This window comes from Saccharibacillus sp. O23 (assembly GCF_002205895.1).
In the GTDB taxonomy this organism is placed as follows: domain Bacteria; phylum Bacillota; class Bacilli; order Paenibacillales; family Paenibacillaceae; genus Saccharibacillus.
Genome location: NZ_NJDE01000007.1, coordinates 385,328 through 409,437 on the forward strand (window position 1 = coordinate 385,328; position 24,110 = coordinate 409,437).

General features: G+C 58.3%; 23 protein-coding genes. 15 read left to right on the top strand and 8 right to left on the bottom strand.

All coding sequences use genetic code 11. The features are described from left to right. The first annotated feature begins 118 nt into the window (after positions 1 to 118). On the top strand, positions 119 to 727 hold the full coding sequence (locus CDO73_RS10235) for a hypothetical protein (protein WP_088488423.1): 609 nt from the start codon (positions 119 to 121) through the stop codon (positions 725 to 727). 114 nt (positions 728 to 841) lie between these two features. Here the strand turns inward: CDO73_RS10235 and CDO73_RS10240 are convergent, their stop codons facing one another. The 4 genes from CDO73_RS10240 to CDO73_RS10255 form a co-directional block, all read right to left on the bottom strand. After that, positions 842 to 1,447 (bottom strand): hypothetical protein, encoded by a 606-nt coding sequence (locus CDO73_RS10240; RefSeq protein ID WP_088488424.1) that lies wholly within the window; start codon positions 1,445 to 1,447, stop codon positions 842 to 844. A 23-nt stretch (positions 1,448 to 1,470) separates the two neighbouring features. Continuing rightward, positions 1,471 to 2,361 (bottom strand): WYL domain-containing protein, encoded by an 891-nt coding sequence (locus CDO73_RS10245; RefSeq protein WP_088488425.1) that lies wholly within the window; start codon positions 2,359 to 2,361, stop codon positions 1,471 to 1,473. Then, positions 2,345 to 3,643 carry a helix-turn-helix transcriptional regulator gene (locus CDO73_RS10250; RefSeq protein ID WP_088488426.1) on the bottom strand — a complete coding sequence of 433 codons (1,299 nt, stop codon included), beginning with the start codon at positions 3,641 to 3,643 and terminating at the stop codon, positions 2,345 to 2,347. Before CDO73_RS10250 ends, CDO73_RS10245 begins: the two co-directional genes overlap by 17 nt. 341 nt (positions 3,644 to 3,984) lie before the next feature. Then, positions 3,985 to 4,455 (bottom strand): hypothetical protein, encoded by a 471-nt coding sequence (locus tag CDO73_RS10255; protein WP_088488427.1) that lies wholly within the window; start codon positions 4,453 to 4,455, stop codon positions 3,985 to 3,987. Positions 4,456 to 4,690: 235 nt separating this feature from the next. Here CDO73_RS10255 and nikA point away from each other — a divergent pair, with 235 nt between their 5' ends. The 11 genes from nikA (at position 4,691) to CDO73_RS10320 (ending at position 16,921) form a co-directional block, all read left to right on the top strand. Then, a complete protein-coding gene (gene nikA / locus CDO73_RS10260) occupies positions 4,691 to 6,322 on the top strand; it encodes a nickel ABC transporter substrate-binding protein (protein ID WP_088488428.1) in 1,632 nt (543 codons plus the stop codon). Between the two features lie 35 nt (positions 6,323 to 6,357). After that, the gene (gene nikB, locus CDO73_RS10265) at positions 6,358 to 7,302 is read left to right on the top strand and encodes a nickel ABC transporter permease (RefSeq protein WP_088488429.1); all 945 of its coding nucleotides are present in this window, start codon (positions 6,358 to 6,360) and stop codon (positions 7,300 to 7,302) included. A 35-nt stretch (positions 7,303 to 7,337) separates the two neighbouring features. Next, positions 7,338 to 8,129, top strand: a complete 792-nt coding sequence (gene nikC / locus CDO73_RS10270; RefSeq protein ID WP_088488475.1) for a nickel ABC transporter permease subunit NikC — start codon at positions 7,338 to 7,340, stop codon at positions 8,127 to 8,129. Between the two features lie 34 nt (positions 8,130 to 8,163). Next, positions 8,164 to 8,964, top strand: a complete 801-nt coding sequence (locus CDO73_RS10275) for an ABC transporter ATP-binding protein (protein ID WP_088488430.1) — start codon at positions 8,164 to 8,166, stop codon at positions 8,962 to 8,964. Between the two features lies 1 nt (position 8,965). Beyond that, entirely contained in the window at positions 8,966 to 9,769 is an 804-nt protein-coding gene (locus CDO73_RS10280) for an ABC transporter ATP-binding protein (protein WP_088488431.1), read from the top strand. A gap of 1,011 nt (positions 9,770 to 10,780) precedes the next feature. Continuing rightward, on the top strand, positions 10,781 to 12,289 hold the full coding sequence (locus tag CDO73_RS10290) for a TROVE domain-containing protein (RefSeq protein WP_088488432.1): 1,509 nt from the start codon (positions 10,781 to 10,783) through the stop codon (positions 12,287 to 12,289). Between the two features lie 66 nt (positions 12,290 to 12,355). Further along, positions 12,356 to 13,582: an RtcB family protein gene (locus tag CDO73_RS10295; RefSeq protein WP_088488433.1), complete on the top strand. Its 1,227-nt coding sequence runs from the start codon at positions 12,356 to 12,358 to the stop codon at positions 13,580 to 13,582. Between the two features lie 102 nt (positions 13,583 to 13,684). Further along, positions 13,685 to 14,053 carry a hypothetical protein gene (locus CDO73_RS10300; protein ID WP_088488434.1) on the top strand — a complete coding sequence of 123 codons (369 nt, stop codon included), beginning with the start codon at positions 13,685 to 13,687 and terminating at the stop codon, positions 14,051 to 14,053. Beyond that, positions 14,025 to 14,978, top strand: a complete 954-nt coding sequence (locus tag CDO73_RS10305; RefSeq protein WP_088488435.1) for an RNA 2'-phosphotransferase — start codon at positions 14,025 to 14,027, stop codon at positions 14,976 to 14,978. The genes CDO73_RS10300 and CDO73_RS10305 overlap by 29 nt, the downstream gene beginning before the upstream one ends. A 222-nt stretch (positions 14,979 to 15,200) precedes the next feature. Next, complete coding sequence (locus CDO73_RS10315) at positions 15,201 to 16,073, top strand: TatD family hydrolase (RefSeq protein ID WP_088488437.1); 873 nt, start codon at positions 15,201 to 15,203, stop codon at positions 16,071 to 16,073. 215 nt (positions 16,074 to 16,288) lie between these two features. After that, a complete protein-coding gene (locus CDO73_RS10320; RefSeq protein WP_088488438.1) occupies positions 16,289 to 16,921 on the top strand; it encodes a P-loop nucleotide/nucleoside kinase family protein in 633 nt (210 codons plus the stop codon). A 161-nt stretch (positions 16,922 to 17,082) separates the two neighbouring features. On the opposite strand, the gene CDO73_RS10325 is transcribed toward CDO73_RS10320, so the two are convergent. The 3 genes from CDO73_RS10325 to CDO73_RS10335 all read right to left on the bottom strand — a co-directional run bounded on the left by CDO73_RS10325 (position 17,083) and on the right by CDO73_RS10335 (position 19,277). Next, positions 17,083 to 17,340 (bottom strand): hypothetical protein, encoded by a 258-nt coding sequence (locus CDO73_RS10325; protein WP_088488439.1) that lies wholly within the window; start codon positions 17,338 to 17,340, stop codon positions 17,083 to 17,085. Next, entirely contained in the window at positions 17,333 to 18,427 is a 1,095-nt protein-coding gene (locus CDO73_RS10330) for a 3'-5' exonuclease (protein ID WP_088488440.1), read from the bottom strand. The genes CDO73_RS10325 and CDO73_RS10330 overlap by 8 nt, the downstream gene beginning before the upstream one ends. 205 nt (positions 18,428 to 18,632) lie before the next feature. Continuing rightward, positions 18,633 to 19,277, bottom strand: a complete 645-nt coding sequence (locus CDO73_RS10335) for an NAD(P)-dependent oxidoreductase (protein WP_179218659.1) — start codon at positions 19,275 to 19,277, stop codon at positions 18,633 to 18,635. Between the two features lie 484 nt (positions 19,278 to 19,761). Here CDO73_RS10335 and CDO73_RS10345 point away from each other — a divergent pair, with 484 nt between their 5' ends. The 3 genes from CDO73_RS10345 (at position 19,762) to CDO73_RS10355 (ending at position 23,000) form a co-directional block, all read left to right on the top strand. Beyond that, a complete protein-coding gene (locus CDO73_RS10345) occupies positions 19,762 to 20,742 on the top strand; it encodes an ABC transporter ATP-binding protein (protein WP_088488443.1) in 981 nt (326 codons plus the stop codon). Continuing rightward, entirely contained in the window at positions 20,742 to 22,265 is a 1,524-nt protein-coding gene (locus tag CDO73_RS10350) for an ABC transporter permease/substrate-binding protein (RefSeq protein WP_088488444.1), read from the top strand. The genes CDO73_RS10345 and CDO73_RS10350 overlap by 1 nt, the downstream gene beginning before the upstream one ends. Before the next feature lie 180 nt (positions 22,266 to 22,445). Then, entirely contained in the window at positions 22,446 to 23,000 is a 555-nt protein-coding gene (locus tag CDO73_RS10355; protein ID WP_088488445.1) for an STM3941 family protein, read from the top strand. A gap of 249 nt (positions 23,001 to 23,249) precedes the next feature. Here CDO73_RS10355 and CDO73_RS10360 read toward each other — a convergent pair whose 3' ends face one another. Further along, on the bottom strand, positions 23,250 to 23,987 hold the full coding sequence (locus CDO73_RS10360; RefSeq protein WP_088488446.1) for a superoxide dismutase family protein: 738 nt from the start codon (positions 23,985 to 23,987) through the stop codon (positions 23,250 to 23,252). Positions 23,988 to 24,110: the final 123 nt, after the last annotated feature.

Below are 24,110 nucleotides of genomic sequence, written 5' to 3' on the forward strand. Positions count from 1 at the left end.
GTTCGCGATGAAGACGATGCGAAGAGATCGGTAGCTTGCTCTGTTCGGATTTCTATTTATCCGTTACAATTAGGAATTGATGGATAGAAAGAAATCGTTTGGACGGGGGAGAAGAAGATTGAAAAGAAAATCGTTCGGGAAAAAGGCGCTGTTGACGCTTCTGGCACTGTTCATACTGGCTCCGATGATTCGCGCGGAAGCGAAAGGCAACTACAAAGCGCAGGTGTATCCGGCGTTCTTGCTGTGGCAGAGTCCCGAGAAACTGCCGGCGAAGCTGAGTAACGGGCTGGTCGTGGATAAGGCTCCTTGGGACTCCGATCGGAAAGATGCATATCTGCCGATAGTAAAGAAAAACGGGAAAACGATCTGGACCGCGAAAAGCCAAGATCCGATCAACCCGAACAGGCGGGTACAGTTCTCGGTCGCCGCGAACGGCGATACGGTGATCGTGTACCAATCGGGAGCTTCGGGCGGAAGCGGAGCGAATATCGCCGCGATCCATGCGAACGGTCAGGTCTTTTTGCGCAAAGATTTTGTCAGCGACGATACGGAAGTGAAACTTCTCGGTCCGACGCGGATCGAAGTTGCCTTGGAGCGCGAGAATCCGAACTGGAACCCGGATACGCAGCCGAATGCGGCCCGGCATTCCAACGTCTACGATGTGCAGGTGTACGATATCGGGACGGACGGCAAGCTGAAGCTGATCAAATCTTCGGTGAAAAAGTAACGACGCACAAGTAACCTTACCGGACCCTGATCCGGACACCAAAAGACGCTCCCGCTATTTATAGCGGGAGCGTCTTTCGTTTTTTCGTATGGAACAGAACCGTCGTGCCGCGCCTCAATCGTCCGCGAACGTCACGTAGATCGAACTCCCCGAACTGCGAACGTCCGGGATCGTCTCGATCGACGAGATGCCGAGGAAGCCGAGCTTTCGGTTCCACGCTTCGCGCTCCGCGTCGTCGAACGCGTCGCCGTAGCGGTCCAACACGTAAGCCAGCGTATAGATGTCGATCATCGCGCGGCCGCGGTCCATTTTCGTCCAAGTGGCGGGCAGAACGACTTGACCATCGCCGGGCGGAATCGCGCGGCCCGAGAAATTAAGCACGGCGCTCCGGCCGCCCTGCACGACGGAGACCGTCTTCGCGGCCGGGTTCCAACGAATCGCGTCGACCTGTCCGCCGAACAGCTCTTTGACAGGAACGTATCGGCTCGGGTAAACGACTCCTGTTCGAGCTTCTTCTGGCGTAACATCGCTGCCGAGCCGGTACAGATGAACGTCGGTCCGACCCGCGAAATACGCGTTTTCCGCGCGGGTTCGCAGCGAAGCGGCCGCGCTCGCTTCGGCAGAAGCGAAGCCGGTCGAAGCGAGCGCGGCGATCAGCAGCGCCAGCATCGGTTTGCGCGCCGTTTGTTCGACTTTTTTGACGCGTTCGAGAAGGTTCATAGGCATGTTCCTTTCGCGTGGAATCAAGCAGGATTGCGATCGACAGGAACCGAAGCGGTCGGAGTAGGCGATTCCGCTTCGCCGCGAGGCTCGGCTTGGACTTTTTCCGCGTCCGCTCCGTACAACGCCAGCGCTTTTCTCGCCGTTTCGCGCATCCGCCATTTCAGATAATCGCCTTCGGCTACACGCACTCTTTTACCCAGAAAACGCAGCTTGGTCAGCACGAACTGTCCTTCGCTGTCGGTGAACGTCAGATGGATGCGATACGTGCGCTCTTCTTCGTCGAACTCGACCCGTTTATCGAAGCAGGAGAACGCGTGCAGAATCCGCGTCAGCTCGGCGTTATAGATCCGGATGACCTCGATCGTCGCTTCGTGCCGCCGCCATTCGGACAACCGTTTCGCCGCGCGCGCCGCCTGTTCTTCGTACCGCTCGCGAGCCATCCGGTCTTCTTCCACCGATACGATATGGCACAGCCGCGTATGCATCGGCGCTCTTGTCGCCGTATTGTACCAATGCAGATACCATTCGCGTTTGACCATCGAATACTCCAGCTTATGCGGAATGCCGAGCTGAGGATCGTTGAGTTTGCCTTTTTTGGTCCGACACTGAATCGTGATGCCTTGGCGATGGCGCAGGATGCGGCGGATCGGAGCCAGCAGGGGATGGAAGACCTGCGTTTCGCGGCTGCCCGCTTTTTGCAGCAGATCGCCGGCGAAATCCTGCGTCTCGTCATCCAGCGTGCATTCCCGCAGCTTCGCGATCGTGCGCGGTTCCAGCGCTTCCGCGGCGGCCGGGTGATCCAGCATCGTTTTGAGCCAAGCGCGTTCCTGCGACGTCAGCGTGTAGACGCCGGTATCTTCGAGCCGCGACGACAGTTGGTAGCTGAATATTTTTTCAAACGGATGGTTCATAGTAGTCTCCGATCTCCTTCCATTCCTCGATAAAAGACTGCCGCAGGTCCGCGGGTTCCAGCACCTCGCAGCTTGATCCGAACCCTCGCAGCCACGGCCGGATTTCCGTCACGCCGTTCACTTGGATCTCGTAGACGAACGATTCCGGCGTTTCTTCTTTGATCTCGCCCCATTGTCCCTGCAAACGCACCCGTTCCTCGATAAAGTCGGCTTGTCCGTCCAGCGGACGGTAGAAGCGGGCGCGAACCGTCACCGTCTCCCCGGTGTCGATCAACCAACTGTAGCGCATTTTCTCCTCGAGCTGTTCTTGACGGGCGGCGAAATAAGGCTCCGGTACCGCGTCTTCTTCCGCGATCTCGATCATGCCTTCCATACGGAACTTGACGATGCGGCCTTTGGAGGCGGCGCCGATCAGATACCATCTGCCGTATTGGTGGTCGTAGACGATTTTGAGCGGCAGCGTCGCTTCGCGGCGCGGCTCGTTTTCGCGGCCGAACAGCGGGTTGGTGTCTTTGGCGCTGTAGCTTTTGCGGTTCTTCGGCGAAAAATACTGGAACGAGATGCGGCGGCGGCGGCGAATCGTACTCAGCAGCGTATACAGATGCGCCTCGTCCAGAATGCGCGCGTCGTAATGGTATTTGTAGGCGAAAGGTTCCAGCAGCCCGTCGTTCCACTCGTCTTCGGGAATCGCGGACCGCAGCGCTTTCTTGAGATTGTCGCGCAGCAGATAACCTTGAACGGACGGAATCTGCGTATTCGCCATGATGTCGACGAACTCGTAGAGATCGATCAATTCTTTCCGCGAAAGGCAGTCGGTCAGCTCGTTGTTGAGCACGTAGCGGTACGGACGGCCGCCCGGTTCGCGGCGCACCACGCCGATCTCTTCCAGATAACGCAGATCGGAGCGGATCGTTTTCTCGTCCGGCATGGCCGCGTCGAGCGGCAGGCTCTCGCAGCACGCGTCGAGCAGTTCGGCGGCCGTCTGCGGGTTATCTCTAAGCGCGGTGAGCAGGATCGGCAGACGGCGGCTCTCCGATTCCTTCATCGACTTCGCCCGGTACAGGAACAGCAGCACCGGCTCGGCCGAATCGGCATAGCCGTAGCGGAACAGATCGGCGAAATCCGCGTCTCCGCTGACTTCGCGCAGGCGTCGGACCGTCTTGTCGAAGGTATGTACGGAGATGCCGAGACGTCCCGCGAACTGCTGCCGGTCGTACCCTCCGCCGGTCAGCGCCAGCAGGCGCAGGAATTGGATCTCTTTATCGAAGCTTTCTTTGGCCATGATGCCGTCCTCCGTTTCTCTTTCCTTGATATGTATTGTAGAGAATATGAGTTCGTTTGTAAAAATCCGGGTGATGCTCGTGTCGTCATTTTAGCGGAAAGGGGGCGGAGCGGACAGGGCGGAAGTATGACGATTAATAAAATCGTCTAATATACTTCGCGCCTTGGCGGAAGTATGACTCTGCAGAGGACGCATTGCGAAGCTCGCTTGGAGCAGTATACTGCCTGATATCCTTCGCCTTTTGACCGAGGCGTAGCCCGCTTTTTTACACAAAAAAAGCGATCCTGTTTTCAAAGATCGCTTTATATACCTGCTATTCGGCTCTAATCTTAAATACCTTATTAAATCACTTGGCCGTTGCCGTTTGAGATTGTAATATTTTCTTTTGGGATTTTGGCGCCGAGAGGGTCTTCTTCGACTGCCTTGATGACTTGTTCCCGAATTTGATCGGCGAGCTTGTTTTCGATTTTGTCCTCTGTATTTAAGACCATCGTGCATGTGATTTCCGAATTCGAATCGAGCGCCGCCAATACAATCATTACATCGCTTTCGTTTAATCCCGCCGTTTTGGCAATGGTTTTTGTCAGATCAGCCTGCTTTTGACGCAGCCATTGTCCGGTTTCTTCGTCAACGGGAATCGTTTCGACAGGGATTGTTGTACCGTCCGGCAAAACTTGTTCCATGCTAGTCGTCACTATAGGTTCGGCAGGCGCTTCCGCGGTTTGAGCTTGGCTTACGGAACCGCAGCCTGAAATCAAGAAAACGAGTGATAAAGCGGCGAAAAGTGATTGAACTAGCTTTTGGTTTCTCATGTTGTTCATTCCTTTCCTAATTTATATGATCAAGAGGATTTTTAAATAAAAGGGTATTCCCATTATTCGATGTATCCCTCAACAATTAAACCATTTATTTCTAAATAAATCAGAGTCTCTAATATCTCATGAATATGCAATTAATGACTTAGCATTGACAAAATAGTCTTCGCTCGATACGCTAACGTCTGAATATGATAATCATTATCAAGACAAAGAAAAGGGGAACTTTTGCATGTTCAACATTCATCGCCGGGCAGCGGTGCTAATCGGAGCGCTTCTGCTGATAGTTGCTTTAACGGCTTGCAGCGGCAGCGGAGAACCGAAAGCAACCGCCGAATCTACCGCGCAAGACCAAGCTTCATCCAAGACGATTACTATTTCGTGGCCTCGCGATATCGGGACCATGAATCCTCATACGTACAATCCTTCCCAGCTGTTTGCGCAGTCGATGCTGTACGAGCCGCTGGTCAGCTACGGCAAGAACGGCAAGCTGGAGCCGGCGCTGGCGGAATCTTGGGACATTTCCGAAGACGGCAAGAGCTATACCTTCCATCTGCGACCGAACGTGAAGTTCTCCGACGGCAGCGACTTCAACGCCGAGATCGTCAAAAAGAACTTCGACGCGGTGCTCAAACATCGCGACACGCACGGTTGGTTGGGCGTCGTCGGCGTGATCGACAAGACCGAAGCGATAGACGAGCATACATTCAAACTGACGCTGACCGAACCGTATTATCCGGTGCTGCAGGATTTGTCGGTCGTTCGGCCGTTCCGTTTCCTCGGCGAAGCGGGATTCCCGGATAACGGCGATACGGCGGAAGGCGTGAAGCAGGCGGTCGGAACCGGTCCGTGGCTGCTCGCCGACTACAAGCAGGACGAATACGCGGTGTTCAAGCGCAATCCGAATTATTGGGGCCAAGCGCCGGCGATCGAGCAAGTGACGGTCAAGATTATTCCCGACGCGGAAACGAGAGTAGCGGCTTTCGAAAAAGGCGATCTGGATCTCATTTACGGCGAAGGCGTGATCAGCCTCGACGCGTTTCAAGAACTGCAATCTAACGAGAAATACGCGTCCCAATTGTCTGATCCGGTCGGCACGCGCAGTCTGCTGCTGAATTCGTCCAATCCCAAATTGGCGGATATCCGCGTTCGCACGGCGCTGCATCAAGGCTTCGACAAGAAAGCGATGGTCGAAGGCATCACGTCGGGACTGGAAGAACCGGCCGATACGATTCTGTCCAAGAACTACCCGTACACCGACGTGGATCTGACACCGATCGCGTACGATCTGGCGCATTCGCAGGCTCTGCTGGACGAAGCGGGTTGGCTGCTGCCGGCGGGCCAGACGGTTCGTGAAAAAGACGGGCAGAAGCTTGCGTTCGAATTGATCTACGAGAAGACCGACCCGATCCAGAAAGCGATGGCGGAAACGATTCAAGCGGAATGGAGCCAGCTCGGCGTGCAGGTCAATCTGACGGGACTCGAGCTGACCGTGCAGATCAAGCGCCTCAAAGCGAACGATTTCGATCTGTATTTCTGGTACAACTACGGCGCGCCGTACGACCCGCATTCTTTCGTGAACGTGGTATCCAGTCCGGGCTTCGGCGTCTCCGAGACGCTGAGCGCGATTCCGATGAAGCAGGAGCTGGACAAGAGCATCCATGAAGTGCTGTCCTCGACCGACGAGAACAAGCGCCGCGAACTGTACCGCTCGATTTTGGAGACGCTGCAGGAGCAGTCCGCGATCGTGCCGATTTCGTACATCAAGAAAACGGCCGTGTATCAGAAGAAGATTACGAAGTTCGAATTCCCCGCGAATCGTGACGAAAATCCGTTCGCAGGTCTGGAAACGCAGACGCCGTAACAAGCGCTGCGCGGTTGATCAAGGAGGACGCAGCATTGATTCGTTATATCGGCAAAAGAATGTTGGCCGTCGTGCCGATCGTGTTTATCGCCACGCTGGTCACGTTCGCGCTTATCCATATTTCCCCGGTCGATCCGGCGGAAGCTTATCTGACGGCGGCCCATATCTATCCGACGCCCGAACTGCTGGAACAGAAGAGGCACGAGTTCGGGTTGGACCGTCCGCTGATTCAGCAGTACGTCGATACGCTAGGCCGGATCGCCCGTTTGGACTTCGGCAGTTCGTATTTGACCAATCGGCCCGTATGGGACGAGGTCAAGACGAGGCTGCCCGCGACCGCCGAACTGGCCGTAAGCAGCATCTTGTTCTCCGTGCTGGTCAGCGTGCCGCTCGGCGTTCTGGCCGCCGTGTACCGACGGGGCTGGATCGATCGCGCAACCCGCATGATCGCTTATTTCGGCGCTTCGATTCCGCAGTTCTGGCTGGGTTATCTGCTGATTTTCTTTTTCGCGGTCAAGCTTGATCTGCTGCCGGTCGAAGGACGCGGGGATTGGCGCAATCTGGTGCTGCCGACGCTGACGCTGTCTTTCGTGTTGATCGCTTTGTATACGCGCCTGCTGCGGACCGCCATGTCGGAACAGCTCGACGAGACGTACGTGCGATATGCCCGGACAAGAGGGCTGCGCGAACGTTCGGTCGTGCTGAAGCACGCGCTGAAAGTCGCGGTCATGCCGCTGATCACCAATATGGGCATGAATATAGGCAGGCTGCTGACCGGAAGCATTATCGTGGAGCAGGTCTTCTCGTGGCCGGGGTTCGGGCGGTATTTCGTGGAAGCGATCTTCAATCGGGATATTCCGGTCATTCAGTGTTATGTTTTCTTGGCGGCCTGCTTGTTTATCGTGTGCAATCTGATCGTCGATTTGATCCAGATGTATATGGACCCGAGGATCTTGACGGAAGGAAGGGCGAAGCCGTGAGCGCAAAATGGCAAAAGGCTGTGAAAGGCCGATATATGATCGCGGTTTGCGCGGGCGTGATCCTTTTGTTCTTCCTCGTCGCGATCTTCGCGCCTTGGATCGCGCCGCATGATCCGGTGAAAGTCGATCTGGTGCATAAGCTGGACGGGCCGTCCGCGCAGCATTGGCTGGGCACCGATCATTTGGGCCGCGATAACCTTTCCCGCCTGATCTACGGAGCGAGGGTGTCGCTGGGCTTCGCGTTTCTGATCTTCCTGTCTTCGTTGGTGCTGGGAACTCTGGTCGGCGCGCTGTCGGGTTACGTCGGCGGCCGGCTGGACAATCTGATCATGCGCGTGTGCGAAGGAATCATGGCTTTTCCGAATCTCGTACTGGTGCTCGGCATCGTGGGGATCTTCGGGCCCGGACTCATGCAGGTACTGCTGGCGCTGATGATGGTGCAGTGGGTGTATTATGCGCGGATCTGCCGCAACATGGTCGTCTCGCTCAAAGAACGTCCGTTTATCGCGGCGGCGCGGGTCAGCGGCTCGTCTTCGTGGCAGATTATCCGCAGGCATATCATTCCCAACGTGCAGCGTCCGATCGTGGTCATGGCGACGCTGGAGATGGGCTGGGCGATCATGGATATCTCGGCGCTGTCTTTCTTGGGACTCGGGATTCAGCCGCCCAACGCGGAATGGGGCGCGATGATCCATGAAGGGACGAGCCATATCCGCAGCCATCCGGAGCTGATGATCTATCCGGGCATCCTGATTCTGATCGTGGTGATGACGTTCAATATCGTCGGCGAAGCGCTGTCCGAACGTTACGGCGTCGCCAAGCGTTAGACCCGGAAACGAATGCTGACAAGGAGGGGAAAAGATGCAGGAAACCAACGTGCTGGAAGTCCGCGGTCTGCGGGTCGGGTTGAAAAGCGGCGAGCCTGCGCAGCTGCTGAAGTCGATCGACTTGAGCCTCGGCCGCGGCCGCGTGCTCGGAATCGTCGGAGAAAGCGGAAGCGGCAAATCCCTGACCTGCAGCGCGATTCTGGGGCTTCTCGATAAGCGGGCGATGAGCGTCGAAGGCAGCGTCCGTTTGAACGGGCGTGAGCTGACCGACCTCCCCGGCAGGACGCTGCGAACGATCCGCGGCAAAGAGATCGGCTGCATCATGCAGAATCCGATGAACGCTTTTACGCCGGTGTATACGGTCGGTTCGCAGTTCGTCGAGACGCTGCGCGCCCATTCGCGGATGTCCAAAGCGCAGGCTCGCGAGCAGGCCGCCCGTTCGTTGGAATCGGTCAATCTGCCCGAACCGGACAAGATCATGAAGCGTTACCCGCATCAGTTGAGCGGAGGGATGCTGCAGCGCGTGATGATCGCGATCTGTTTGTGCCTGCGTCCCGAGCTGGTGATCGCGGACGAGCCGACGACCGCGTTGGATGCCGTCAACCAACTTCAGGTGCTGCGGGAATTGGAACGGTTGAAAACGGAATGCGGGACGTCCGTGCTGCTGGTCTCGCATGATCTCGGCGTGATCGCCCAGATGGCCGACGAGGTCGCGGTGATGAGAAAAGGCGAGATCGTCGAATATGCCGATGTGCATCGACTGTTCGACGATCCTCGGCACGAATATACGCGCATGCTGCTGCAGGCCAGACCCCGTATTAGAAAGGAAGCCTGATATGCTTCAAGTTCAGGAAGTGTGCTACAGCTACGGTAACCATAGAAGCTGGCTGAGACCGCGAAGCGAAAAGACCCCTGTGCTGAAGCAGGTTTCTTTCGAGCTGGAACGCGGCTGCTGCCTGGGACTGCTCGGCACGAGCGGCGCGGGAAAAAGCACGCTGGGCCGGACCGTGCTCGGCCTGCAAAAGCCCGATCAAGGGCAGGTCTTGTTCGAAGGCCGCGATCTGTACGCGGCAGGCGGCCGAATCCGCAAAACGCTGCGCCGGGATATACAAGTCGTGTTCCAAGACTGCCATTCCTCCGTCAATCCGCTGATGACCGCGGACCGGATCATCGGCGAGCCGCTTCGCAATTACGAGCGGCTGTCGGCTCGGGAATCGAAGCGGCGGACAGGCGAACTGTTGGAACAGGTCGGCCTGTCCGCGGATGACGGAAACAAAAGGCCGGATCAATTCAGCGGCGGACAGCTGCAGCGGATCAATATCGCCCGGGCGATCGCGCTTCGCCCCAAACTGATCGTGCTCGACGAGCCGGTCAGCAGCCTGGATCGGGTGCATCAATCGCTGATTCTGGATCTGCTGGCCGAGCTGAAAGCTTCGCTCGGCGTCTCGTATCTGTTCATCACGCACGATATTCAAGCCGCGATGATGCTGTGCGACCGCGTCGCCGTCATGGACCGGGGAGAGCTCGTGCATCTGACGGACTGGCCGGCTTCGCTCTGGGACTGCGAGCAGACGGCGGTCAAGAATCTGGTCGAGGCCGTGCTGCCGGAGCATCCGGGCGGGCGGCTTGCGCTGCTTTGATTTCGGAGTTCGGAGTTCGGAAGACCTTCCTTTTGGTGAGGGGCGGCTCAGGATGCCGGGAAAGTCACGTCGACGAAGGAAGCGAGCCGACTCCGAGAGAAATCAGTTTTCGGAAGCCTACGAAGGGGCGGGCTCGCTAACGGATCGTAGATTCCTTAGGAGCGCAAAACGGCCCTTTTCGAAATTCTAACGGATCGTCGATTCCTTAGCCGTCCGATTGGTGTCTTTTTAGGCTGAAAACCGGCCTTTTTTCGTTCTAAGCGTCATCTGAATCCGTTAGAATCTGAAAACCGCTCCAAATGCCCGCTAAGCGTCGCCTCGTTCCGTTAGAATTCGAAAGTTGATCTCGCTCGATGCGGACGCAGCTGCAGCGGCTGCTTGAGCGGTAAAGCTTGCGGCGAATAAACAAATGAAGAACCAGTCTCTACGACCGCACGGATCGAATCGGCGACTTAAGGGTTTAAACAGACATCCCGGCCTAAACTCAAGCTTTCCCTTCATTATGAGGAAGGCTTTTTGTTTTGTTGAAATTAGGCGGCTTCCGCCAAGGCGCGAAGTATATCAGGCAATTATACTTATTGCCATACTTCCGCCCTGTTCCCTCCCCCCGCATCGTGCGAATATGGACACAGGCAAAGGGAACACGCCGAGGCCGGCAGGCCGGAAGCGGAACTCCCGATCGTCCGAGGCGCCAGAGAGGGTTACTTCGACTCTTAATCGGCAGGTCGCCGGTTCGAATCCGGCTTCCGTCATTACGCGGCGGAATAGCTCAGTGGATAGAGCAGCAACGTACCTTCTCACAACTTTCCTCGGGCAAGCCTTTACTTTCTTGGTAAATAACCTTTCAAGACACACCGGCGAGGCGCCGAAGAGGGCTACTTCGACCCTACGAAACCCAAACGGCAGCAGGCGGGTTCGAGTCCCGCCGATGCCTTCTTCACCGATTTCCTCGCCGGATCTTTTATCGCGATTCAGACATTCTTTTACATATTAAAAAAGGAGGCCGCCGACATGAGCCGAGCCGTTCAACGTTTTACCCCGCCGAATTCGCCCAACCGAGAAGGATATCGCGCCCACCGGCGCAGCGTCGAAGAAGAATATCTTCAAATGCTGCTGACCAACACTTTGGGCCGGACGTTCTACGCCGACGAGAACGAGCTGCTGGCTCAGGCGGCCGAAACGCACGAGATCATGGCCGAGCTGAACCCGGAATTCATGGCGCGGGCGCTGGTCTTCGCTCGCAAGCAGGGCTTCATGCGGCTCCAGCCGATCTACGGTCTGGCGATGCTGTCCAAAGCCCGCCCCGACCTGTTCGCCAAAGTCTTCGTGAAGGTCATTCTGATCCCGTCCGATCTGGCGGACTTCCTGACGATTCTTAAAGGTCAAGGCCGCGGACAAGGCGGTCGCGCCGTTAAACGCCAAGTCGCGAACTTCCTGCGCGGAGCGACCGAATATTGGGCGATCAAATACGGCGGCCGCGGACGGGGTTACAATCTGGGCGACGCGATCGCTACGGCGCATCCGATTCCGGTCGACGAGCGGCAGCGGGCGCTGTTCCGTTATCTGCGCGGCCATGAGACCAGCCTTACGGAACTTCCGCAGATCGCGGCCGTCGAGCAGCTTAAGAGAGCGAATAAAGACAAAGAGAAAGTTCGCTTGATCCGCGAAGGCAAGCTGCCTTACGAGACGGTTACGGGCGCGATCACGGCGAACAAAAAGATCTGGGAAGCGCTGCTTTACCAGATGCCGACGTTCGCGCTGCTGCGCCATCTGAACACGTTCGAGCGCGAAGGGTTGTTCGAGAAACCGCAGCATCTGCGCTACGCGATCGAACGCCTGACGGACGCCGAAGCGCTGCGCAAAAGCAAAATCCTGCCGATGCGTTTCGCGACCGCTTACGATCAGGTGAAGCCCGCCGCGCTCAAAGAAGCGTTGGCGCAAGCCGTCGAGCTGACGTTCGCCAGCCTGCCGGAAATTCCAGGCCGTACCGCCATTTTGCTCGATATCTCCGGTTCGATGGAAGGCGAATACCTGCGAACCGGCTCCGTATTCGCGCTGGCGCTCTACAAGAAAACAGGCGGCAATTCCGTTTTCCTGCTGTTCGACGACCGCGTTCACGATCCGAAGCCGTCGAGAAACGCAAGTATTATGGGTCAAGCGGCGCGGATCAAAGCCAGAGGCGGTACGGACACCGGTCTTCCGGTGCGTCGTCTGACCGAACTGCGCGAGAACGTCGACCAGATCATCATGATTACGGACGAGCAGCAGAATCAGGGAAGTCCTTTTTACCGGGAGCTTCGAAATTATCGCAGCAAGATCAACCGCAGCGCTAAGGCGTTTATCGTAGATCTGGCTCCGTATCGGGGTTCGATGATGCCGGCGGAAGACGAGAACACGTATTACGTCTACGGTTGGAGCGATCAGGTGCTGCCTTACATTTCGGCGGCGGCGCGCGGATTCGGTCCGATGAGCGAACGAGTGGCGAAGATGGATCTGGACCGCGAGGGTAATGAGAATTAAGCGATGACTGCGGCGGGCGCGGAAGAAGCGAACGCCGCTTTTGAATAAAGAAGGGAATGAACAGCCATGAGTTATCAGACGATCGGCAAAGTACGGGTATGGGGAAAAGCGGACGAAGGGGCGCTCAAACAAGCTCAGACGTGCGCGTATCACGGAAACGTGGTGCAGACGCTGCTGATGGCCGACCATCACAAAGGCTACAGCCAACCGATCGGCGGCGTGCTTGCGTACGACGGGCAGATCTCGCCGAGCGGAGTCGGTTACGATATCGCCTGCGGCAACAAAGCGGTGCGCACCGACTTGACGGCCGCCGACGTGAAACCGCAAATCAAACGCATCATGGACGAGATCGCGCGCAAAGTCGAATTCGGCGTCGGACGCGTCAATCAGAAAAAGGTGGACCACGACCTGTTCGACGATCCCGACTGGTCGGTGTATCGGCAGATCGGCGGAAACGTGCACGACAAACTTAAAAAGTTGGCGCGAGAGCAGCTCGGAACGGTCGGCAGCGGAAATCATTACGTGGATATTTTCGAAGAGCCTTCGACGGGCCGAATCTGGGTCGGCAACCATTTCGGAAGCCGCGGATTCGGGCATAAGACGGCGAGCGGATTCTTGAATCTGGCGGCGGATCGCGATTTTCTGGGCAAAGCTCCGGGCGAGAGCATGGATCAACCGCCGGTGCTGCTCGATCTGGACAGCGAACTCGGCGACCTGTATTACCGCGCGATGAAGCTCGCCGGACGTTACGCGTATGCGGGCCGCGATTACGTGATCGATCAGGTGCTGAACATTCTCGGCGCGCAGAGCGATTTCGAAGTGCATAACCATCACAACTTCGCTTGGAAAGAAGAGCATGAAGGCAAAGAGTGCATCGTCGTGCGCAAAGGAGCGACGCCTTCGGCGCCGGGACAGCTCGGTTTCATCGGCGGCAGCATGGGCGATATCTCGGTCATCGTACGCGGCAAAGACACGGCGGAGAACCGCGAAGCGTTCTACAGCACGGTGCACGGAGCGGGCCGACTGATGAGCCGAACGCAGGCCGCGGGCAAAATGAACTGGAAAACGCGCGTGCGCGTCGGCGGCGAGATCAGCGAAGAACGCATGATGGGCGCGGTCCGGGACTTCGGCGTGGAACTGCGCGGCGGCGGAACGGACGAGAGTCCGTTCGTGTACCGGCAGCTTCAAGAAGTGCTGGACGCGCATTCGGAGACGCTCGACGTGCTGCACACGCTGAAACCGATCGGCGTGGCGATGGCGGGCGCGAACGAATACGATCCTTACAAAGACTGAGCTTCGGAAAGCGGCAAAACCGCGACCGGGCAATCAAAATGCGGCTCCGGGGAAACAAATGGGGTCGTTTTTGCGTTGAATAGGGAAAGGGGACATTCGCGGATGGAAGAGGAGCAAAAAATCAAGGCGCTGTACGAGCGTTTGGACCGGTTGACGATGCGTTTGGACGAGGATTCGGAAGAAGCTTTGATCGCGCTGATCGACCTGCATGCGGAAGCTTCCGAGATCGTCGGCCTGCACGATATCGTCGATTTCGTCGCGCTCGCCATCGATCGGGAAGCGACGCCCCGCGTGGCTGCGGAGATTCGTTCGCGCGCGTCCGTCGAGCAAGATCCTTGGCTGAGGAACGAATATCGGGATTGGCTGGAGATGCCGGGCGTCAAACGGGCGGAAGCCGAGCTGCAAGAAAGCGGAGAACGAACAGAATCGAGGGAAACGAAAAATGGGAAAATCGAAAAAGAATTCAAATAGCGAATCGAAAAAAACGTCTGCCGGGTCCGGCAATCCTTATCGCGGGCAAGGGCAGCAACCGAAGCTGTCCACAGCCGAACGCGACAAAAAAATCAGCAAGCTGATGTCGATGATGCTGCGTCATTCGCCGGAAGAGTTCGGACTGAAGCTCGATCCGGAAGACGGTTCATGCGGTCTGGACGAGCTGCTCGAAGCGATGCGCCGCCGCACGGGCTACGAACAGACGACCGAAGAAGAGATCCGCGGCGTGGTACGCCGCTCGGATAAGCAGCGGTTCGAGATTATCGAAAGCGGAGCGTCCGCAAGCGAAAGCGGCCCAGCGGCAGAAAATGCCGGCGGCGAAGCGGTCTCGGAACGGAGCGACGGCGCTTCGTCAGTCGGCGGAACACGAGAAACTAAAGTTAAGCCGGAAACAACAGGCGTGAAGTCGGAGATAAGCGATCCGCAGGAAGCAGCAGGAAAGCCGATAACCAGCGGTAACGATACCGAAGAAGCCGCTTCGAAAGCGGGAAGCAGGGCAGCCGAGGCTGTTCATTCAGGCGGATCGTCAGTCAGCAATGAGGGTTCTGCCGCCCCGCGCATCCGCGCGCGGTACGGCCACAGTTTCGGCCGCGTGACGTACCCGGAAGGCACGCCGCCGAGCGTGCTCTATCACGGCACGAGCCGGCATGCCATGCCGTCGATCGAGGAACACGGGCTGCTGCCGATGGGACGCGAGTACGTGCATCTGTCGGCCGAGACGCAGTTCGCCGCGCTGGCCGGGCGGCGAAAAGGCAAGCTGGTCATGCTGCGCTTGGACACGGCGGCCGCGGCCGAAGCGGGCGTCGTGTTCTACGACGCGGGCAGCGGCGTCTGGCTGGCGGAACGCATTCCGTCCGACTTGATGGCGGAAGACGAGACGTACGAGGATAAGCCGGGGCGATAAAGCTCAATTATAAAAAATGCTGCAAATATCCAATATTTCGTATGCGGATCGGCGGAAACAGGCAAAAATATTGCGAGAATCCATCATTTTTCCGGTTTCGCAAGCTTTTGGCGCAAAAAAGACGGTAAATGATGGATTCTCGCAACAAATCGAACCTAAATCTTCGGATCGCACGAAAATGATGGATTTTTGCAGCATTTCGGAAAATAAGGAGGACTTCTGATGACAAACGACACTCATTCCGCGAATAAGCATGAACCTGCGCCTCAAAACGAAGCCGAACGCGGAGCCGGCGAATCCGGCGGCAAACCGCAGACGATCGATATCGGCATCAATCTGATGCATCGCTCGTTCGGCTCCGACCGCGAAGCGGTAGTCGAAGCCGCGCTGGAAGCCGGCGTATCGCCGCTGATCATCACGGGGACCAGCGTGCGCAGCAGCGAAGCGGCGGCGGAGTACGCGCGGCGGCATTCGGGCCGTCTGTACGCGACGGCCGGCGTGCATCCGCACGATGCCAAGAGCTGCGACGCCCGCACGATTCGGAAGCTGAGCGATCTGGCGGCAGGCGGAGAAGTCGTCGCGATCGGCGAATGCGGGTTGGACTACAACCGCGACTTTTCGCCGCGCGAGGTGCAGCGGGAATGGTTCGTGAAGCAGATCGAACTGGCCGAAGAGCTGGAGCTTCCGCTGTTTCTGCATGAGCGCGACGCGCACGAAGACTTCGCGACGATCCTGCGGCGGGCCAAACCGCCCGAACTTCCGGCCGTCGTGCACTGTTTTACCGGGACCGCGCAGGAACTGCGAACTTATCTCGATATGGGACTCCATATCGGCATCACCGGCTGGATCTGCGACGAGCGGCGGGGCAAACATCTGCGCGATCTGGTGAAGATCATCCCGCCGGAACGGCTGATGATCGAGACGGATGCGCCGTTCCTGACGCCGCGAGATCTCGTTCCTAAGCCCAAAGACGGCCGCAACGAACCGAAATTCCTGCCGCATATCGCGGAAGCGGTCGCCGCTTGCACCGGTCGCAGCGCGGAGGCGATCATGCGGGAGACGACGGAGACGGCGAAAGCCTTTTTCCGGATCTAAGCCGTGAGATTTCGAATTGCGCTCATTCAAACGTTAACGGATGCCGAAAAAGGTTAGAAGTAACATAAGGGGATCTCGCGGCGTAGAGGCGCCCGTCGAATCTAAATTCCCTATCGAAAATCGAAAAATGCATGAACGCTCTCGAATTGATTATGTTAAAATGAAAATTATGAAATCGACTGTCAAACAGGCAAGTGAAGGGGATGAAACACGATATGCGCAAACTGGTATTTTTCGTAGGGGGAGCCGGAAGCGGCAAAACGACGATCGCCAAAGGCATTACGATCAAAGAACATCCTGTATTCCTGGATATGGACACGGCGTCCCGTCCGGCGAGCGAGAAGATCATGACGCTGATGGGCCATGATCCGCACGACCGCGATTCGGCGGCGTACAAGCTGCTCTGCCGGGATCTGGGCTACCGCTTGACGATGGACGTGGCGCTGGAGAATCTGGAGCTGGGTCTGGACGTCTTCGCGGTCGGACCGTTCACGAGCGAGATTCGCAATCCCGACTGGATTCACGAAGAATTGTCGAAGATCGGAGCGACGGTGAACGACGTGGAAGTCAAAGTCGTGTACGTCTATCTGGAAGATATGACCCAATACAAGAAACGGATCCAAGAACGCGGGCACAAAGCGGACGAGTGGAAACTGGCGAACTGGGACGAATTCGTCCAGCGGATGCAGCGCACGGAAGTGCTGTGGGATCTGCCGGGAAATTCGGTCCTGTATTTCGATAATTCGCAAGGCACTTTGGAAGAAAACATCATCAGTGTGGAACATTTTATCTATGACAGACAAGACGCGGCGGCCGGCGGGATTCCGGTTACGCTCGGAGAAGCTTGACCGTTTGGTCCCGTTGATCGTAAGCGGGAACGCGGACAGAAAGGTCAAAAAAGCCGTTCGGCTCTCTTTTCGGAGAACCGGACGGCTTTTTGCTGCGCGGATTTTTCGTTTGCGATTCTGGCATGCGCGTGTCTTCGATCCGCATCCGAAGCGTCTTCGGTTTACGGTTCGTCTTCTTCCTGCCGATCGTACAAACGGCTTTTGGGCTGTTCGTCTTTCAGCTCCGCCGACAAGCGGCGGAAACGCCGCAGATTGAGCGTGAAGGTGTAACCGCGCAGAGCGGCGAGCAGCAGCGGAAGCAGAATGCCGGGCAGCGTATACAGCTCGAAGTAGAAGACGGCCGCAATCGCCAGCGCGACGAAGATCAAGTCGAACGCCATCTTCCGCTGCAAACGAAGCTGAAGCGTATGCTTATCCATCGCGCTTCGCCTCCGCTCCCGAAGCGGCCGCTTCCCGCAGCCGGACGGCGAACTCGTCTTCGGACAGCACGCGCACGCGGCCGCCGCCAGCCGCCAGACGCGCGGCCGCCTGCGTCTTGCCGCTGACGGCTTCGCCCGCGGCATGGCGCTCGTAGTCGCGGCGCCCCAGAACCAGATAATCGGTCTTCCATTCGACCGATTCGCCGCAGAGCGCGCCCAGCTCGGCCGCCAGGCGCTGCGCTTCCGCTTTCTTCAGGCCGCTGAGCCGGCCGCCGAACACGATCCGCTTGCCGTAGAGCGGATTGCCGCGGTCGGCGTCCGCGTTGGGCGCCGGAGGCGCCGAGGCCCGGGCGGCGGCGATGCTGCCGCCTGCTCCTGACGGGCTTGCGGCTGCTGCGCCGCCGCCCGCTTCTAAGGTCCCGGCGGCTTCGGCCGAGCCGCCTGCTCCTGCCCCCGCGCCGCGAGCCGCGCGGGAGCGAGGCCCCCGGCCGCCTTTGGGCTTGGCGGACGAGAACGTGACGTGCTCGCCGCTTTGCAGGATCTGTCCGATCCGGTAGCCGTATCGGTCGGCGAGTCCGCCGCAGTCCGAAGCCTCCGCCGTCTGCGAGCAGCGGAGGAAGATATAAGCGGCCGTCCGCGCGTCTTCGATCGCGTCGTGATGCTTGAACGCGCCGAGGCCCAGCTCGCGCGCCACGGTGTTCAGTTTGTGATTCGGCATCTCGGGCCAGATCTTGCGGGCCAGCAGGCAGGAGCACATGTATTGAATATGCGGCATCTCCAGATTATGATCTTCGGCGCTGCGCCGAAGTACGCTCATATCGAACGAAGCGTTATGGGCGACCAGCACGCGTCCTTCGATCCGCCGCCGCAGCTCCGGCCAGATGTCGGAGAACGACGGCGAATCTTCGACCTGATCCGGCGTGATGCCGTGTACCGCGATGCAGAAATAATCGAAGTCGTCATGCGGGTTGACGAGCGTGTAATATTCGTCGACGATGCGCCCGCCGCGCACGTCGACGAGGCCGACCGCGCAAACGCTGGCGCGTTTGCTGTTGGCCGTCTCGAAGTCGATCGCCACGAAGTCCATGACGCCTAACCTCCTCTTCAGGTCTATCGAATGGTTCCGAATGCGCAAGTCTGCGCGTCATTAACCGTAAACGTTCCCGCGCGATCGCGCAAGCGTCCGATCTTGATCCGGCTTTCTGAACGTCTCGTCGCCGGCGTCGCCGCGCAGCGAGCGCGGACGGCATTCGCCGAATCCGGAATCCGTGCAGATCGGAGACCGGGCGGAATCAACTGCCGATGAACGGACAGCGCCGCACGTATTCGCGTTGGTCGATCTGGCCGACGAGAAAACGCGCGACGTCGCCGTTATAGATCCGGTTGCCGGTCATGCGTTCGGGATCGGCTTTCACTTCGCAGCCGCCTTGGCCTTCTTTGACGACCGGCAGGCGGACCAGCGTCCAATCGGCCGAACTGCTCTCCAGCACGTTCAGTTCCAGCAGGCGATCCTGCGCGAACTGCGGATGCAAAGAGCGGAGCATTCGGGAAACGACGCGTCCGCCGAACGATTTATGGTCGCCTTGAAGCTTCAGGGACAAGCCGGTCACGCCGACGTAACGCCGGACGCCCGCGCGTTCCATTTCTTCCAGCACGCGCCGCGTCACGACGCTGTATAACGGTTGTTCTTGAGGCGGACGGCCGAATGTATTGATGACGGCGGAGCAGCCGCTTAGCAGCTCGCGCAGCGAATCGAATTGCATGGCGTCGCCTTGAATCACGGTGAGCCGGGCCGCCATCTCGGGCGGAAGTTGAATACTGCGAACGTTCCGGACCAGCATGCGTACCCGATAGCCCTGATGCAGCGCGCAGCTGACGACGTAGCGGCCTACGCTTCCGGTACCGCCGATCACGGCGATAAGCTTGGATTGATTCATATGACCCTCCATGTGTATATCTGTTTCGGGATGTTTCGGGATCTGCGTCGTCGGGCTCGGTCATGCGGGGAGTGTGCTTCGAATCGGGCGGCGAGCCGCGAATGCGATCGAAGCGGAGCCTTGGCTCGACTTCCTGCCGGAGTCGGCGCGCGAGTCCTCTTTCTATTATGCGATTCCGGCGGGACGGTTTCAACTTTGCGGACCGTCCTCCGAAGACGCGCGCAACCGTCGAAGATGCGGCGAAACGAACCGACGGGCGAAGCCGTCCCGCCTTGCGAACCGTCCGTCCCCGTCGATCGGCGGCGAGGTTCGGCAAGCGGACAAAGAAGCCGATCGGCAGCGGCGGGGAAGCAGGCGGCACGTAATTTCGCGCCGCATGATAGCAAGCGGTCTTAAGCGGGTATTGATAGAAGAACGGAAGGCGAAGCCGGACATCCGCTTGCTGCGCCGCCGGATTCCATACTAATCGATGCGGGAGAAAACTATGATCTCATTTGAAGGAGTCACCAAAAGGTACGACGACGGCCGCGCGGCCGTGGACGAGCTGTCTTTCGAGGTGAACAAAGGCGAATTTTTCGTGCTGATCGGCCCCAGCGGCTGCGGCAAAACGACGGTGCTGAAGATGATCAACCGTCTGATCGAAGCCAGCGGCGGCCGGATTCTGATCGAAGGACGGCCGATCGGCGACTACAAGCTGAACGAGCTTCGCTGGAACATCGGTTACGTGCTTCAGCAGATCGCGCTTTTTCCGCATATGAATATCGCCGAGAACGTGGCCGTCGTGCCGGAATTGATGCAGCGTCCGCGCGAAGAAACGGCCAAGACGGTCGATCGACTGCTGCACCAAGTCGGCTTGGACCCGAAGGTCTACCGCGGCAAACGTCCGTCCGAACTGTCCGGCGGTCAACAGCAGCGGGTCGGCGTCGTGCGGGCGCTCGCCGCGGACCCGGACATTCTGCTCATGGACGAACCGTTCAGCGCGCTCGACCCGGTCACGAGGGAAAAGCTTCAGAACGATCTCTTGGAACTTCAGCGCAGTATCCGTAAAACGATCGTGTTCGTGACCCACGACATGCGCGAAGCTTTGAAGTTGGGCGATCGGATCTGCGTGATGAACGGCGGCCGAATCGTCCAGATCGGCACGCCGGACGATATCTTGCATCGGCCGGCGACTCATTTCGTGCGCGAATTTCTGGGCGACGCGGCCGAAAGCGGCCGCGCTCGGGAAGGACTGCCGCCGCTTACGGCCGAAGATCTGGCCGATCCGCTGGAACCGGACGGCCGCCTGACGGCCGAAGGGGCGGTCAGCATCGGAGCCGATACCGAGATCGGCGAGCTGCTGTGGCATCTGGCCGCCGAAGAACGGCTGCTCGTTCGCCGGGGCGACGACGTGGTCGGACTGCTTGAACGCGAACGGACGCTCAAGCGGATCGCCCGCGAATTCGAAGAAGGAGGCCGAGGCTGATGCAGACTTTCTTCGACGTGTTCGCCGAGCGGCAGAGCCAGTTGTGGTCGACGCTCGGCGAGCATATCGCTTTGTCGTTCATCTCGCTGCTCATCGCGGCGTTGATCGCCGTGCCGCTCGGTTTGCTGCTCGCGCGCAATCCGCGCCGCGCGGAAGGCGTAATCGGCGTGACCGCCGTGCTCCAGACCATTCCTTCGCTGGCGCTGCTCGGCCTGCTGATCCCGCTGCTGGGCATCGGCCGCGTGCCGGCCGTGGTGGCGCTCGTCATCTATGCCCTGCTGCCGATTCTCCGCAATACGTATACCGGCGTGCGCGAAGTCGATCCTTCGCTGCTCGAAGCGGCGGACGCGATGGGGATGAACCGGCGTATTCGCTTGGTCAAGGTCGAACTGCCGCTGGCCATGCCCGTGATCATGGCCGGCATTCGCACCGCGACCGTGCTGATCATCGGCACCGCGACCCTCGCCGCCTTGATCGGCGGCGGCGGTCTGGGCGAGCTGATCCTGCTCGGGATCGACCGCAACGACACCAATCTGATCCTGCTCGGCGCGATTCCCGCCGCGCTGCTGGCGATCATCTTCGACTTCGCGCTGCGCTTCCTCGAGAGGCTCTCGCTGAAGCGTTCGCTCGCCGCGCTCGGCGGCTTCGCGTTCATCATCGCGTTGTTCCTGATCATTCCGATCGTCGCTCAAGCGAACAAAGCCGATCTGGTCATCGCCGGCAAGCTCGGCGCGGAACCGGAGATTCTGATCAATATGTACAAAGAACTGATCGAACAAGATACCGATCTGACCGTCGAATTGAAAACGGGACTCGGCAAGACCTCGTTCGTGTTCGCCGCCCTGCAAAGCGGCGATATCGATATCTATCCCGAATTCACCGGAACGGCGATCAGCGAATTCTTGAAAACGACGGCCGTCAGTACCGACGCCGCCGAAGTCTACGCGCAGGCGAGAGACGGGATGAAAAAGCAGTTCGACATGGCGATGTTGGAGCCGATGGCCTACAACAACACGTATGCGTTGGCGATGTCCAAGCAGTTGGCCGAACAATACAAAGTCAAAACGATTTCCGATCTCAAGCCGCTGGAGAACAATCTGGAAGCGGGCTTCACGTTGGAATTCTCCGATCGGGAAGACGGTTATCTGGGCATCCAGAAGCTGTACGGCATCAAGTTCCACAGCGTGTTCACGATGGAACCGAAGCTGCGCTATCAAGCGATCAAGAGCGGCGACATCGATCTGCTCGACGCGTATTCCACCGACAGCGAGCTGGCGCAGTACGATCTGACCGTGCTCGAAGACGACAAAGGCTTGTTCCCGCCTTATCAAGGAGCGCCGCTGATGCGTCAGGAGACGCTCGACAAATATCCGCAGTTAGCGAAAGTGCTGAACGTGCTGGCCGGTCAGATTACCGACGACGAGATGCGGCAGATGAATTACGCCGTCAACGCCGAAGGCCGTCCGGCCGCTCAGGTCGCCCGCGAATTTTTGACGAGCAAAGGGCTGCTGCGCGACAAATAAAACGAGATGAACAAGAATCCGCCAACGAATCGGCGGATTCTTTTTTTTGCGGAATAAATAGGGGAATTCGGATAAAATACAAATATAGGACGACGGTCGTCTTGCGCGAGCTTGCCCGAAACCAAAAAGGATTCGAACGGCAGGGCGAACGGACGCTCAAAGGAGAGGGGAATTTTTCGGATGGAAAGTGATCAAAGGTTCGAAAGTTCGAACGCGGTGCATTATCATGCCAAGCGCGGCAAAATGCTGCAAATCGCTTTGTTCGGTCTGCTTTTCGTGGCGGCGGGGATATTTCTGATCGCGATCGGATTCGGGCCGGGGGAAGATCATTCGGTCTTTACCGGCATCATCGGGATCTTGTCGCTGCTGCTGGGGATTGCCGGATTGGGAATCGGGCTGCGGCGTTCGCTGAGCCTGGCTCCTGCGCTGATTCTGGACTCGAAAGGATTGACCGACCGAACGGCCGCTTTCGGCGCCGGATTTGTCGCTTGGACCGATATTCGCCGAATCGAGCCTTATACGATGAGGGGCCAGACGTTTATCGGGATCGAACTGTACGAGCCGGAAGCCTACGTCCGCCGTCAGAGCGCGCTGCAGCGGATGTTGACGAGAGCGAATCAAGGAATCGTCTCGTTTACGGTCAATATCGGGCTTCAAGGTTTCGGTTCGGAAGCGGAAACGGTTTTTCGCAAAACGGAAGAGTATTGGCTGCGATTCGGCGAGTTCGACCGGTAGGGCAAGTTGCAAAAAAGCAGGATTGGGCAGCGGAAATAGTCCGATTCGGAGGGCGAAACCTAACCTCTCAAGCGGTCGGCGTACTAGCCAAACGCTCGATGACCGTCCAACGCCGAAGTCCCTAGAGACTTCGGCGTTTTTGAGTGCGTGCCGCGTATGTTCGTTCGCCTACTCGAGCGGCTCCTGCTCGGAAGCGAAATCTCCCGTATCACTTCGGGATATTTCCGCCCAGGCGCGAAATCTCCCGTATTATTTCGGGATATTTCCGCCCGCGATCCGGTCGCCGGAATCGCCGGAAGGATCGGTCTTCTGATCGTCCGGTCCCGCATGGATGATCACGGAGCGGCCCGCGACGGACATGGCGCTGTCCGGTTTCAGGTCGGCGCCTTCCAGCCAGAATTCCGCCTTCGCGCTGCCGTCGGCTTTGACGGTCAGATTTTTCGTGAAGTCGCCGAGATGGGCGCCTTTCGGATTGTGATGCCCGTGCTGATGGGTGGTCGGATTGAAGTGCCCCAGCGCCGTCGCGAAATCGCCTTTTTTGATCGGCATCTGGTGAACGTGGATACCGTGCGGGCCCGGAGGCAGACCGGCCAGATTGACCTCGACGCGCACCCCGTCTTTTTCTTCGGTCAGATCGATGCCGCCGAGCACTTTGCCTTCCGCGTTTTTGACGATCGTTTTGGCGGTGCCGGCCGAGACCGCGTTGTTCGCTTGGTCCCAATAGACCGGAACGTCCAGCAGATCGCCGACCATCCGCAGCGGAACATAGGTCGTGCCGCCGTAATTCAACGCCGAAGGCACGCCGGTCTGTCCGTTGTCGTAACTTGCGGACACGCTTTTTCGCTCGCCGAACGAATAGAAATTGAGCTTGGAAGCCACGGCCGAGATCGGATTGTCCGCGGCCATCGCGGACAGTCCCGAGAACAAGACGGCGCCGCATAAGAACGAAGCGGCCAGATGCTTTTTGCCGAGCGGTTTTTTCCCCATAATCGAATCCTCCTCGCGTAAGTGGGAATCGTGAAGACGCTGCGTCAGTACGCCCACCCTTACCCTTTCCCCGATCCGGCGAAACCGCATATGAAAACCGTTTCATAGGCAACCCTGTAAAAA

What these genes read in the sequence shown, in the direction of transcription:
- CDO73_RS10240 (WP_088488424.1), bottom strand. Translation starts at nt 1,447, where the DNA reads ATGAACCTTCTCGAACGCGTCAAAAAAGTCGAACAAACGGCGCGCAAA.
- CDO73_RS10245 (WP_088488425.1), bottom strand. Translation starts at nt 2,361, where the DNA reads ATGAACCATCCGTTTGAAAAAATATTCAGCTACCAACTGTCGTCGCGG.
- CDO73_RS10250 (WP_088488426.1), bottom strand. Translation starts at nt 3,643, where the DNA reads ATGGCCAAAGAAAGCTTCGATAAAGAGATCCAATTCCTGCGCCTGCTG.
- CDO73_RS10255 (WP_088488427.1), bottom strand. Translation starts at nt 4,455, where the DNA reads ATGAGAAACCAAAAGCTAGTTCAATCACTTTTCGCCGCTTTATCACTC.
- nikA (WP_088488428.1), top strand. Translation starts at nt 4,691, where the DNA reads ATGTTCAACATTCATCGCCGGGCAGCGGTGCTAATCGGAGCGCTTCTG.
- nikC (WP_088488475.1), top strand. Translation starts at nt 7,338, where the DNA reads ATGATCGCGGTTTGCGCGGGCGTGATCCTTTTGTTCTTCCTCGTCGCG.
- CDO73_RS10275 (WP_088488430.1), top strand. Translation starts at nt 8,164, where the DNA reads ATGCAGGAAACCAACGTGCTGGAAGTCCGCGGTCTGCGGGTCGGGTTG.
- CDO73_RS10280 (WP_088488431.1), top strand. Translation starts at nt 8,966, where the DNA reads ATGCTTCAAGTTCAGGAAGTGTGCTACAGCTACGGTAACCATAGAAGC.
- CDO73_RS10290 (WP_088488432.1), top strand. Translation starts at nt 10,781, where the DNA reads ATGAGCCGAGCCGTTCAACGTTTTACCCCGCCGAATTCGCCCAACCGA.
- CDO73_RS10295 (WP_088488433.1), top strand. Translation starts at nt 12,356, where the DNA reads ATGAGTTATCAGACGATCGGCAAAGTACGGGTATGGGGAAAAGCGGAC.
- CDO73_RS10300 (WP_088488434.1), top strand. Translation starts at nt 13,685, where the DNA reads ATGGAAGAGGAGCAAAAAATCAAGGCGCTGTACGAGCGTTTGGACCGG.
- CDO73_RS10305 (WP_088488435.1), top strand. Translation starts at nt 14,025, where the DNA reads ATGGGAAAATCGAAAAAGAATTCAAATAGCGAATCGAAAAAAACGTCT.
- CDO73_RS10315 (WP_088488437.1), top strand. Translation starts at nt 15,201, where the DNA reads ATGACAAACGACACTCATTCCGCGAATAAGCATGAACCTGCGCCTCAA.
- CDO73_RS10320 (WP_088488438.1), top strand. Translation starts at nt 16,289, where the DNA reads ATGCGCAAACTGGTATTTTTCGTAGGGGGAGCCGGAAGCGGCAAAACG.
- CDO73_RS10325 (WP_088488439.1), bottom strand. Translation starts at nt 17,340, where the DNA reads ATGGATAAGCATACGCTTCAGCTTCGTTTGCAGCGGAAGATGGCGTTC.
- CDO73_RS10330 (WP_088488440.1), bottom strand. Translation starts at nt 18,427, where the DNA reads ATGGACTTCGTGGCGATCGACTTCGAGACGGCCAACAGCAAACGCGCC.
- CDO73_RS10335 (WP_179218659.1), bottom strand. Translation starts at nt 19,277, where the DNA reads ATGAATCAATCCAAGCTTATCGCCGTGATCGGCGGTACCGGAAGCGTA.
- CDO73_RS10345 (WP_088488443.1), top strand. Translation starts at nt 19,762, where the DNA reads ATGATCTCATTTGAAGGAGTCACCAAAAGGTACGACGACGGCCGCGCG.
- CDO73_RS10350 (WP_088488444.1), top strand. Translation starts at nt 20,742, where the DNA reads ATGCAGACTTTCTTCGACGTGTTCGCCGAGCGGCAGAGCCAGTTGTGG.
- CDO73_RS10355 (WP_088488445.1), top strand. Translation starts at nt 22,446, where the DNA reads ATGGAAAGTGATCAAAGGTTCGAAAGTTCGAACGCGGTGCATTATCAT.
- CDO73_RS10360 (WP_088488446.1), bottom strand. Translation starts at nt 23,987, where the DNA reads ATGGGGAAAAAACCGCTCGGCAAAAAGCATCTGGCCGCTTCGTTCTTA.